This is a genomic window from Peribacillus sp. TH16, from assembly GCF_016651095.1.
Lineage (GTDB): Bacteria > Bacillota > Bacilli > Bacillales > DSM-1321 > Peribacillus > Peribacillus butanolivorans.
Genome location: NZ_JAEKEM010000009.1, coordinates 2930001 through 2942125, shown reverse-complemented (window position 1 = coordinate 2942125; position 12125 = coordinate 2930001). Strand labels below are relative to the sequence as shown.

At 40.3% G+C, this 12125-nt stretch carries 13 protein-coding genes and 2 rRNA genes (1 of these 15 only partly in view); 1 reads left to right on the top strand and 14 read right to left on the bottom strand.

The window, feature by feature from the left end; translation table 11 throughout:
- Nucleotides 1-94 precede the first annotated feature (94 nt).
- Nucleotides 95-2056 (bottom strand): methionine--tRNA ligase, encoded by a 1962-nt coding sequence (gene metG / locus JFV29_RS28235; RefSeq protein WP_201187782.1) that lies wholly within the window; start codon nt 2054-2056, stop codon nt 95-97.
- A gap of 644 nt (nt 2057-2700) precedes the next feature.
- Here metG and JFV29_RS28230 point away from each other — a divergent pair.
- A complete protein-coding gene (locus tag JFV29_RS28230) occupies nt 2701-2985 on the top strand; it encodes an AbrB/MazE/SpoVT family DNA-binding domain-containing protein (protein ID WP_056525508.1) in 285 nt (94 codons plus the stop codon).
- A gap of 61 nt (nt 2986-3046) precedes the next feature.
- On the opposite strand, the gene rsmI is transcribed toward JFV29_RS28230, so the two are convergent.
- The 13 genes from rsmI to JFV29_RS28165 all read right to left on the bottom strand — a co-directional run.
- Entirely contained in the window at nt 3047-3928 is an 882-nt protein-coding gene (gene rsmI, locus JFV29_RS28225; RefSeq protein WP_201187780.1) for a 16S rRNA (cytidine(1402)-2'-O)-methyltransferase, read from the bottom strand.
- A 3-nt stretch (nt 3929-3931) separates the two neighbouring features.
- Nucleotides 3932-4192, bottom strand: a complete 261-nt coding sequence (locus tag JFV29_RS28220) for a GIY-YIG nuclease family protein (protein ID WP_056525514.1) — start codon at nt 4190-4192, stop codon at nt 3932-3934.
- Entirely contained in the window at nt 4179-4922 is a 744-nt protein-coding gene (locus JFV29_RS28215; RefSeq protein WP_053349011.1) for a tRNA1(Val) (adenine(37)-N6)-methyltransferase, read from the bottom strand. Before JFV29_RS28215 ends, JFV29_RS28220 begins: the two co-directional genes overlap by 14 nt.
- 178 nt (nt 4923-5100) lie before the next feature.
- Nucleotides 5101-5439, bottom strand: a complete 339-nt coding sequence (gene yabA, locus JFV29_RS28210) for a DNA replication initiation control protein YabA (RefSeq protein WP_207196469.1) — start codon at nt 5437-5439, stop codon at nt 5101-5103.
- 50 nt (nt 5440-5489) lie between these two features.
- Complete coding sequence (locus tag JFV29_RS28205; protein WP_053349013.1) at nt 5490-6320, bottom strand: PSP1 domain-containing protein; 831 nt, start codon at nt 6318-6320, stop codon at nt 5490-5492.
- Between the two features lies 1 nt (nt 6321).
- Entirely contained in the window at nt 6322-7320 is a 999-nt protein-coding gene (gene holB / locus JFV29_RS28200) for a DNA polymerase III subunit delta' (protein WP_053349022.1), read from the bottom strand.
- A 14-nt stretch (nt 7321-7334) separates the two neighbouring features.
- Nucleotides 7335-7775 carry a YaaR family protein gene (locus JFV29_RS28195; protein WP_201187778.1) on the bottom strand — a complete coding sequence of 147 codons (441 nt, stop codon included), beginning with the start codon at nt 7773-7775 and terminating at the stop codon, nt 7335-7337.
- 24 nt (nt 7776-7799) lie between these two features.
- A complete protein-coding gene (locus tag JFV29_RS28190; RefSeq protein ID WP_053349015.1) occupies nt 7800-8129 on the bottom strand; it encodes a cyclic-di-AMP receptor in 330 nt (109 codons plus the stop codon).
- Between the two features lie 110 nt (nt 8130-8239).
- Nucleotides 8240-8881 carry a dTMP kinase gene (tmk, locus tag JFV29_RS28185; protein ID WP_201187776.1) on the bottom strand — a complete coding sequence of 214 codons (642 nt, stop codon included), beginning with the start codon at nt 8879-8881 and terminating at the stop codon, nt 8240-8242.
- 39 nt (nt 8882-8920) lie between these two features.
- Nucleotides 8921-10375 (bottom strand): aminotransferase class I/II-fold pyridoxal phosphate-dependent enzyme, encoded by a 1455-nt coding sequence (locus JFV29_RS28180; RefSeq protein ID WP_201187774.1) that lies wholly within the window; start codon nt 10373-10375, stop codon nt 8921-8923.
- 238 nt (nt 10376-10613) lie between these two features.
- Nucleotides 10614-10856, bottom strand: coding sequence for a sigma factor G inhibitor Gin (locus tag JFV29_RS28175; protein ID WP_376182452.1), 243 nt, complete (start codon nt 10854-10856; stop codon nt 10614-10616).
- A gap of 185 nt (nt 10857-11041) precedes the next feature.
- A 5S ribosomal RNA gene (rrf, locus tag JFV29_RS28170) occupies nt 11042-11157 on the bottom strand.
- 61 nt (nt 11158-11218) lie between these two features.
- Nucleotides 11219-12125 (bottom strand): 23S ribosomal RNA (locus JFV29_RS28165) (it continues 2027 nt past the right edge of the window).

Here is a 12125-nt window from a genome sequence, read left to right as displayed (position 1 = left end):
ACTAAAAACATAGACCCTATAATAGTTATGTTTTCCAAAAGTATAAAGAAAAAACATAAAAGTGTTTCATATGAAACACTTTTATGTTTTGAGTTTATTTTACCTTCGAACCATTTGGAATGGAGGCATCTATTGTAGCAACAGAGAGAACACCATCCTGGCTACCAGCCAAAATCATCCCCTGAGAAAGCTCGCCACGAAGCTTCACAGGTTTCAAATTCGTTACACAAATCACTTTTTTCCCTACTAAATCTTCAGGTTTATAGTGTTGAGCAATACCTGAGACAACCTGCCGCTTTTCATATCCTAAATCAAGCTGCAATTTAAGAAGCTTATCTGTTTTCTTTACTGGCACTACTTCTATGACCTGAGCTACACGAAGCTCTACTTTTGTAAAGTCATCAATAGTAATTTCATCAACCTCTGGAATAGTCTCTTCTACTTTTTCTGCAACCTTAGGTGTTCCACCCTGCATTTGTTCTTTAATATATAAAACTTCCTCTTCCATGTCTAAACGAGGGAAGATTGGATCTCCCTTTAGCACTTTTGTTTCAGAAGGAATCTGACCGAAGTCCGCTAAGCTATCCCACGACTTTAAAATTTCATCCTGGATGTTAAGCTGAGCAAAGATTTTTTCCGGTGTTTGTGTCAAAAATGGTTTCAGAAGGATAGCCGTCCGGCGTAAAGATTCTGCCAAATGCACCATAACACTCGCAAGCTCTTCTTTTGTTGCTTCATCTTTTGCAAGCATCCATGGCTGAGTTTCATCGATGAACTTATTTGTTCTGCTGACAAGCTGCCAAATAGATGTTAAAGCAACTGAAAATTCCATGTTCTCCATGGCTTCCTCATACTTGCCCACAGTATCTTGATTCATTTCTAACAGTGCCTTTTCAAACTCATTATTCGAACCTCTGTAACTTGGAATTACACCGTCAAAATACTTATTGACCATTGCTACTGTTCGATTTAATAAGTTCCCTAAATCATTCGCCAGATCAAAATTGATTCTTTCTACAAATCCTTCCGGCGTAAATACTCCATCTGAACCAAATGGAACTTCGCGTAGAAGGTAATAGCGTAATGAATCCAAGCCATATCGATCAATTAATGTAACAGGGTTGACTACATTTCCCTTTGATTTCGACATCTTACCGTCTTTCATGAGCAGCCATCCGTGGGCAAAAACTTTCTTAGGAAGCGGTATGTCCAGAGCCATTAACATAATAGGCCAGTAAATCGTATGGAAACGAACAATTTCCTTTCCGACTAGATGCACATCCGCCGGCCAATAATTCAGGTATTTAGAATCATTATCCGTTCCATACCCTAAAGCTGTAATATAATTAGTCAACGCATCAATCCAGACATAAATAACATGCTTTGGATTTCCTGGTACTTTAATACCCCAATCGAACGTTGTACGGGAAACAGCCAAATCTTCCAATCCTGGTTTAATGAAGTTATTAATCATTTCATTTTTACGGGATTCCGGTTGTATGAACTCTGGGTTTTCCTCATAAAACTTTAGCAACCGATCTGCATACTTACTCATCTTGAAGAAATAAGACTCTTCTTTTACCTTTTCAACAGGTCTTCCGCAATCTGGACAGTTTCCATTGCTTTCTTCAACCTGACGTTCCGTGAAGAAAGATTCGCAAGGTGTACAGTATAATCCTTCATATTCGTCCAAGTATATATCGCCCTGATCAAGTAACTTCTTGAAGATTTTGGCTACCACATCTTTATGACGATCTTCGGTTGTCCTAATGAAATCATCATAAGAGATATCAAGCTTTTGCCAAAGCTCTTTAATTCCTGATACGATATTATCTACATATTGCTGCGGAGTAATTCCCTCTTCCGCCGCTTTACGCTGGATTTTTTGACCGTGTTCATCTGTTCCTGTTAAGTACATCACATCAAAGCCACGCATCCTTTTATAACGAGCCATAGCATCCCCTGCCACTGTCGTATACGCATGCCCTATATGTAAATTACCACTAGGATAATATATGGGTGTTGTAATATAAAATGTTTTTAATTTATCCTGCACTTTATTCCCTCCTCAACTTTTAAAAAACTGGCTTTAGGACTTGGCCAAGCCAATGAGACTACTTTAAAACTATTATCTCTATTTTAACTCTATATACTATTCTACGCGACAAGAATCATTAATCAAATTATCTTGATAATAGAATAAAAAATATTATAAGTAGATACCCCAGTTAAACCTTCGATATCAGGACACACGCCCCCATATTATGTAAGCATTACCTCTTACCTCAACAAAATATACCTAATATTTATTTTTTGTGCAACAAATCACATAATTTAAAGTCTTTTCCAAGAAAATTATCCTTAATTCAGAACTTATACTTTGAAACTAAATTGGATTTAATCATATAATAGAGAAGCGTGTTCTTCATGCGTAGTTTGTCGAATCATGCTGAAGTAAGTAGTTCCTTGTTACTGATTTAATCTTCGCATAAAACGAAATTGCTGGATTTTTCTCTTTCCCAGCCTTTTTGCTTCCTTGGGAAGAAAAGCTATACTCTCTTCTTACAAAAAAATGAAAATAAATCATTGACGAATTTGGGAATGGCTGGTATTATAAATTTATAAAAAAATTTGTCGAATATTGGCGAAAAAAATAGAAAATGGGTACTAGATTGTAAACTGAGAGGAGAATTTTCAAAAATGAAATCTACAGGAATCGTTCGTAAAGTTGATGAGTTAGGCCGGGTGGTTATTCCAATCGAGCTTCGCCGTACATTGGGAATCGCTGAGAAAGACGCTCTTGAAATCTATGTTGATGACGAGCGCATCATCTTGAAAAAATACAAACCAAACATGACTTGCCAAGTTACTGGTGAAGTTTCTGATAATAATCTTACACTTGCAAACGGTAAATTAATTCTTAGTCGTGAAGGCGCTGAATTACTTATCCAAGAAATTCAACAAAACTTTTCAACTTCTAAATAAATGATATAAATAAAAAAACTTCCGATTTTCGGAAGTTTTTTTTATTGCTTACTTAAACATATTATTGTTCATCAATGTGGTACGCCTGGTATACGTCGCGTTTTTGTATATTACGGTCTTTTGCGACCTGCTTGATAGCATCCTTGGAGGTAACCTGTTTGGTTTCTATATAATAATTGACATGACCAACAATGTCAAAGGCCATCCACCATGCTTCTTCAGGCTCTTCCTCCAACCATTGCGCCCCTTCTATTATCAAACAGAACTCACCGCGTATCTCGGATTCCACTGCCCACGCCAATGCCTCACTTACCGTCCCACGAATGAACTCTTCAAACTTCTTCGTTAATTCACGGCATAATACAATACGGCGGTCTCCTAGAATTTCATGCATATGTTTTAATGTTTCTTTTAAACGATGTGGCGATTCATAGACAATCCATGTCGCTTCCATTTTTTTCAACTTCTCTAGCTCTTGCTTTTTTTCTTTTGCTCCCCGCTGTAAAAAGCCATAAAAGTAAAAAGGCTGTGGCACAAGACCCGAAGCAATCAACGCAGTTAATGCAGCATTAGCACCCGGCAATGGGATGACCTTAAACCGCTCAGCAATTGCATCTTTAACCAGTTCATATCCAGGGTCAGAAATTGTCGGCAGACCAGCATCACTGACTAAGGCTATTACTTCTCCTGAACGAAGCCTCTCAAGCATCTGCTTCCCGCTATATTCCTTATTATGTTCATGGTAACTAACGATAGGGGTCGAAATTTCAAAGTAATTACATAGTTTCTTCGTGTTTCGCGTGTCCTCAGCAGCAATAACATCCGCTTCCTTTAAAATTCTCAAAGCCCGGAAACTCATATCCTCAAGATTTCCGATTGGTGTAGGAACTAGATATAGGGCCGGCTCCAATCCTTCTTTTTCAAAACTCTTTTGCTGCCACATAGGTTACTTATCCTCCTTTGCCATCCACTTTTGTTTTTGTTTTCTTGTTAATTGCTTAAACTGGTATTCTGCCTGCATGGCTAATGTCTGAGATTCAAACGTTTCATGATAAATCAGTTCAACCGGGGTACGTCCCCGTGTATACTTCGCCCCCTTGCCTTGATTATGTGTGTCGACCCTACGATCTAAGTTATTTGTATACCCTGCATAATAGCTGCCATCCTTGCATTTCAACACATAAAAATAATGCCTATTCTTCTCCATATAAAATCCTTCTGATTTCCGGATTATATTCATTTTGTTCATTATACACAACAAGAGGTGGGAGAATCTTTAAATCAGGGCTTCCGTCCTTTATCCCTTCAATAAGAATCGTATTTGCTTCTTTTGTGCTTTTTGGATAAACAAATTGTAGTCGCTTTGGTTCAATCCTGTACACTCTCATTAAATGTAAAATATCCATTAAACGGCCAGGCCTATGAACGAATGCTGCTTTGCCACCCTGACGTAATAACTGACTTGAGACACGCATTACGTCCTCAAGGTTACACATAATTTCATGCCGAGCAATTGCAAAATGCTCATTCTTATTTATTTCCTCGATCGATGGAGTAGGAAAATAGGGTGGATTACATGTTACCACGTCATATTTACTATACCCTATCTGTTTTGGAATCTCTTTTATATCTCCATGAATCATCTCAATCTGGGAGGATACGTCATTATAATCTACGCTTCTCTGAGCCATGTCATATAACCGCTCTTGAATCTCGATACCTTTAATTGTTCCTTTCGTTCTTGTGCTCAACAGCAATGGTATAACCCCATTTCCTGAGCAAAGATCGACGAGTTTTCCTTTTTGAATCGGCACGTTTACGAACCTTGATAATAAAACGGCATCTAATGAGAAAGAAAACACCGATGGGCTTTGGATGATTCTTAAATTCTCAGCCAATAGATAATCGAGGCGTTCATCTCCTTTAAGTTCTACCAATGCTGTTACCCTCCTATATATGTATAGAAAAAGCATGTTTAGGGCCCATGCTTTAACATATCTATCGTACAAAAAGGGTCTGACTCATAGTAAGCGTCAGACCCCGAATCACTATATATTGTAAACGGTCTATCTATCACGTAAAAGAGATGGAACATTCTTTTATATTATTCCATTTTCACTTCTTGTTTAAAAAAGATAAACAGAACAGGCAATCTCCTTCTTTTCGTAAACTCCCAAAATGCAGATTACAAATATGGAAGCCTTCTTGATAGATACGGGCTAGATTGTCATAGCCTTCCCCGATATCCATAACCTTTTCCGCACTCGCAGTACGATTTTTTACTTTTTGTTTAACCTTTACAGAAGCAGGTGCACTCTCGACTTCCACAAGGCCTAATCGATGACGTAAGTGCTCGTTTTCCAACTTGAGCGACTGATTTTCCTCGAGAATTTCCGCTAGATTCTGCTTCAATTCACCAAGCTGTTTATATAATTGGCCTATCTGCGTTTCCATATTGGTCACCGACTCAAAAATATCTTTCTTATCCACGCTCTCCCACCACCTTAATAATCTGTGGCTTGAATAGAAACGGCTCCCTCTTTTAGAATCTCATCTAAAGTATACTCTAATACTCTTTCCTGCTCGATTAGTTCAATCTGAAGTACGCGTTCTAGAATATTAAGCCCCACTACCTTGCCTTTGCCACCAGGCGTATTAATCATTTCACCTAAATCAGGAAGCATTTCCTTCGCACTTTCATACTCATCATTTTCATATTTCAGACAGCACATCAATCGACCGCATAATCCTGAGATTTTTGTAGGGTTCAATGATAAATTTTGATCCTTCGCCATTTTGATTGAAACAGGTTCAAAATCACCAAGAAACGTTGAGCAACATAGCATTCTGCCACATGGCCCGATTCCTCCAAGCATTTTTGCCTCATCCCTGACCCCAATTTGGCGCAGTTCAATCCGTGTTCTGAATATGGCAGCTAAATCTTTGACTAAATCTCGGAAATCCACGCGACCATCCGCTGTAAAATAAAATACAACTTTATTTCTGTCGAACGTATATGACACATCTACAAGCTTCATATCCAGCTTATGCTCATCGACCTTTTGACAACATATAGAATAAGCCTCTTCTGCAGCTGCCTTGTTTTCGTCAACAATTAACTTATCTTTTGCATCGGCAACCCGAAGTACCTTTTTCAATGGCAGGACAACATCATTTTCATCTACTTGTTTACGGGCTGTAACAACTTTACCGAATTCAACACCGCGGACAGTCTCCACTATTACAAAATCGTCCTTAGGAATAGCGAATTCACCCGGATCAAAGTAGTATATTTTGCCCGCTTTTTTAAAACGGACACCTACAACATCATACAAATCATGATCCCTCCTGCAAATTCAGCACAAGCTGTTCCATTAACAGCTGTGGATTTGTGTTGGACATCAGCTTCCTTTTTGCTTCCAAAATATACCCCATATGTTCAGCGAGGCGTCTCGGAGAAAGATGAAGAGCGTGAGTTTCAAATTCCTTCAGTTTACTTTGAAATACAACTAGGTCCTTCTTGTCCAACTGAATGTATAATAAATCCTTATATATAAGAAGTAACAAATCAAGACCTCTATCAACCTGTTCTCTTTCTTTAAAGTGTGAAAACCAATCCGTCTGAAGGTATAACAAAGCCTTCAAGGAATTCTGTTTTAGCACTTCATATAATTTTACCACTATTTTTTGAGCTTGTACAAACCATTCATCATGGCTAAGTTCGATTCCAGCTTCCACATTCTGTGTTAAATGTGAGATAACCGAGGCAAGCTGCGGATCTAAATCCTGTTCTATCAGCTTCCGCTTTACATTTTCCGGGGATAACGGCTTAAACGAAATCACTTGGCATCTTGATAATATCGTTGGAAGAATTCTCTGAAGCTGTTCGGTCATCAGAATGGCCACAGTATCAGCTGAAGGCTCTTCTAAAAATTTCAATAGGCTGTTTGCTGCCCCGACTGACATTTTATCCGCATCGGCAATCATATAAACTTTCCGATCTGCCTCTACACTTTTCTTCGAGAATTCTTCTTGAAGACTCTTAATTTGTTCCTTTTTGATCGACAGCCCATCCCGCTCAATCAAATGAACATCAGGGTGATTCCCACTTGAAATTCGTTTGCAATTCCGACATTGCTCGCATGGCTTGTAACCTGCTGTCAGGGCCTCACAAAGTAAGCTTTTAGCGAAGGTTTTACTTATATCCTGCTTACCTGACCCTTTTTCCCCTTCAAATATATACGCATGAGCCACTCTGTTTTTCGTTATGCTGTTTTGTAGCATCGTCATAACCTGTGGCTGAATTTGACTCATGTCTTGCCATGTTTTATCCAACACTATCAACTCACTTAAGTATATAAATTAATCAGAAGTCCTTTAATTTCACCAATCATTTCTAATATTTCGAGCGAGCTCTTCTCTTTATTCAGAATTTCCTCGCTTAATTCAACTAATCTCGCATCGATCGTTTCCACGGTTTTCAATGGTTGGCTTTGACCGTATTGGTTCCAGGTCGTAGACTGCTTCAATTCTAGACCATATTCAACAGCTTCTCGGACAAACCGCTTCACTAACGCTTTATATTTCGCCAATTCTCTAAAGGTACGTGACCGAACCAATCGCTGGCCCGCCCCTTCAATATCACCTATTAAACGGTTTAATGTTTGGATTTGCATCTTTTGATCCTGTGTTTGGACCATTTGTTGAAACCTTCCATTGCCCGTTTGAGTATGTTTGGTATCCTGCCGCGCTTTATCCAACTTAATTGGGATATCATGGTTGATTTTCACAATGAACCTCCATACAACTAACCGTTAAAATTGTAAAAAGTTTTCAACCGGCAGAACAAATATGGTTGCACCGCCTACTTGAATTTCCACTGGATAAGGTACATAGGATTCGGCATTCCCACCCATCGGTGAAACCGGTGACACTAACTGGGATCGTGATTGACAATTCTGTTTGATAATCTGAATGGCTTGGTCAACACGTGCATCCTCTGTACCAATCATAAAGGTTGTATTTCCTGATTTTAAAAACCCGCCCGTACTGGCAAGCTTGGTTGTCCCGAAATTATTTTCTACTAATTCATTCAGCAGCCGATGACTATCCTTGTCTTGAACGACAGCAATGATCATTTTCATTCTCATCATCCTCCGGTTACTCTGAATTTTCCTAACTCTATTATCTCTATTATAGCAATTAGTCTTTGCTTGGAATAGTGTTCGGTTGAATAATATGGAAATTCAAGTAGTTACTGTTCTGTTTTTTCCAAAAACGTCAGTAAGCGGGCTTTCGTTTCCTCAAAAACATCCTCAATTGTCCGGCCCGCATCCACGATAATGAACCGATCTTTCCATCTATTTATTATTAACTGATACCCCTCACATACTTTTCTATGAAAATCTATGGCTTCCAGGTCTAGTCGGTTCACTTCCCGGTCCCCATTAGACTGAATACGTCTCAACCCTTCTTCTGGATCGATATCAAAAAAGAACGTAGCATCCGGCATCATATCTCCAATTGCGAATTTATTGATATTGTATACTTCTTCTATATCTAAGCCTCTTGCATACCCTTGATAGGCCAGAGAACTATCTATAAAACGGTCACACAGAACGATACCTCCTCGCTCTAGCTCTGGAATAACTATCTCAACTAAATGCTGACGCCTTGCAGCTGCATATAATAAAGCCTCTGTTCTTGGGTCCATAGCTGTATTGGCTTTATTCAGGATAACCTCCCTAATTTGCTCGGAAATGGGAACGCCTCCTGGTTCTCGTGTTAATAGGACTTGGTAACCTTCTTCTTGAAGAGCCTTACCGAGCATTTGGATAATTGTTGTTTTCCCAGCTCCCTCAGGTCCTTCCATTGTTATAAAAATACCACGGTTCATCGGTGTACCTCCAAGGTTCTTTGTTTGTAGTATATCATTTTAACCAACCTGCCCGCTTTCATAAACGATTAGCTCTCCGTTTGAAAGGGAGGTACCGCCATGAAATCTTGATCCCAGGTCAAGCAGTCTTTTTAAGTCGAATATATGCTTCGAGGTAATCATTTCCCCGGACATAATTAAAGGGATCCCCGGCGGATAAGGGATGACCATCTCAGCAGATACCTCTCCAACAGCTTGACTTAATACTACGTGTCTCGATTTCCTTTGACCCATTACAGAATATGGCAGTGCAAGGCCTGTCATTGAATTCTCAGCTTGCCAGCTCACTGCTTGATTGCCCTCCCGTCTTCCAGTTTTTTCTTCAGTTACATTTTTTATTTTTTGAACAATTTTATGAAAAGGAAAATAGTCATTTTTCTTTAATAACGGCAAAATCATTAACAAATTATAGGGATCAGCTAATTCTGAATAAATACCTTCTGCTTCACACAACTGCTGTAACTCAAACCCACTTAAACCCTTTGTTGATTGAATGACTACTTTTAAAGGGTCTGCTGACGTTCCCGGTGGTGCTTCTAACACCCGTACCGATTGGATACTAGCTAATTCCCTTCTGAAATCCGATATCCTTTTAATAAGGCGGTTTTGATCTTCTAATGTAAATGAGGCTAAATAAGACCTGGCTAAGTCTAGAGATCCCATAATCGGATAAGATGGACTGCTTGATTGGAGCATTTGCAAATAGAATGACACCTGATCTATATCTAATAAGGTTGTATTAATATGGAGATAGGAACCCATCGTCATTGCTGGCAGTGTTTTATGAGCCGAGTGAACAACGGCGTCCGCCCCAGCTAAAATTGCTGTTCTAGGAAAGGGACCTCCTAACTGAAAGTGAGCACCATGTGCCTCGTCTACCAGCACTGGAATTCCTCTTTGGTGTGCCAGCTTCACCATTTCAGAAAGATCTTCACCAAGACCATAATAATTTGGATATGTTACAATGATAGCTTTTACATCTGAATGAACTTCCAGGGCCTCTTCAAGTAGTTCCATTCTGACACCACCTGCAACCCCCCATTCCTCATAAAAAATCGGTTGTAAAAAAATCGGTTGTACATTCGCTAACATCAGTCCATGTAAAATTGATTTATGACAGTTCCTTTGGACAAGCACCTTATCTCCTTCCCGGCAGGTGGCAAGGATCATCGCAAGGTTCCCAACAGTTGAGCCATTGACTAGAAAATAACTCTTCTGAACACCATATAAATCAGCGAGTAATTCCTCAGATCTCAAAATAGCACCTTCAGGGGCATGTAAGTCATCTAAACCGCTTAGTTCCGTAGCATCTATTCCCAGTAAGGAGTTATATACTGCTTGGCCTTTATTACTAAACACCCGTCCATTTTTATGCCCTGGGACATGCAGAGATATCGGATTCTTTTTATTAAATGCACTCATTGCATCGAACAATGGCGTCTGTAATTGATTCATTTCTCTCTCTTCCCTCAAATCATAGTATTTTTTCATTTTATCAAAAAAGTTCGATTTAATCTCTTATTGAGACGAGCGGGATAGCAATTATGTAGGACTACGCTCCGTATATTTGTAATTCTGAAACAAGCACCTGCTGTCTGCAACTATTCTTCTAAAGCAAAAAAAGAGTTAGAGAATAAGAAACATTCCATTTCTTTATTCTCTAACTCTTCAACTTTCTATAAACTACTATTGCTTAAGAACAAATTTCAGGATTGGTGATTTTTCTTAATTGTTTCAAGTAATATTTATACCTAGGATCGTTTGTATCCGTCCCAATCATATCCCTTTCGCATTCCTCACAAATAAAAGTCGTATATAAGTGTATCCCCATACCTTTTATCTGTTCACAAACCACGCACGATTCCCCTGCCGTTGTTTTGGTTGTTGTTGTCCCCAACATCTCCACCTCCATACCTGCATTCTCCCCAAAAACCATTGTTCGCATACATAACTTTAGATAGTTTAAGAGAACCGGGGCTGCTTTTAACAATGTATGATGAAGGTTTTCAATACGTGTATGTCTCTATAAAAGTTTCCATAATTGATAAACACTTTATTATTAATGACTTTTTTTTCATTAAACAAAAAAGATCAGCCAGGATGGCTGATCTTTTCAAAATGGCTTGGCGGCGTCCTACTCTCACAGGGGGAAACCCCCAACTACCATCGGCGCTGAAGAGCTTAACTGCCGTGTTCGGAATGGGAACGGGTGTGACCTCTTCGCTATCGCCACCAAACAATAAAGGAACGTTGTTCCTTCAAAACTAGATAATAAGAAGGTATTTCATTTTTTAAAGCGTGGTTAAGTCCTCGATCTATTAGTATCAGTCAGCTCCACATGTCGCCACGCTTCCACCTCTGACCTATCAACCTGATCATCTTTCAGGGATCTTACTAGCTTGCGCTATGGGAAATCTCATCTCGAGGGGGGCTTCATGCTTAGATGCTTTCAGCACTTATCCCGTCCGCACGTAGCTACCCAGCTATGCCTTTGGCAAGACAACTGGTACACCAGCGGTGCGTCCATCCCGGTCCTCTCGTACTAAGGACAGCTCCTCTCAAATTTCCTGCGCCCGCGACGGATAGGGACCGAACTGTCTCACGACGTTCTGAACCCAGCTCGCGTACCGCTTTAATGGGCGAACAGCCCAACCCTTGGGACCGACTACAGCCCCAGGATGCGATGAGCCGACATCGAGGTGCCAAACCTCCCCGTCGATGTGGACTCTTGGGGGAGATAAGCCTGTTATCCCCGGGGTAGCTTTTATCCGTTGAGCGATGGCCCTTCCATGCGGAACCACCGGATCACTAAGCCCGACTTTCGTCCCTGCTCGACTTGTAGGTCTCGCAGTCAAGCTCCCTTGTGCCTTTACACTCTACGAATGATTTCCAACCATTCTGAGGGAACCTTTGGGCGCCTCCGTTACTCTTTAGGAGGCGACCGCCCCAGTCAAACTGCCCACCTGACACTGTCTCCCACCCCGATAAGGGGCGCGGGTTAGAATTTCAATACAGCCAGGGTAGTATCCCACCAACGCCTCCACCGAAGCTAGCGCTCCGGCTTCTCAGGCTCCTACCTATCCTGTACAAGCTGTACCAAAATTCAATATCAGGCTGCAGTAAAGCTCCACGGGGTCTTTCCGTCCTGTCGCGGGTAACCTCGCATCTTCACAGGTACTATAATTTCACCGAGTCTCTCGTTGAG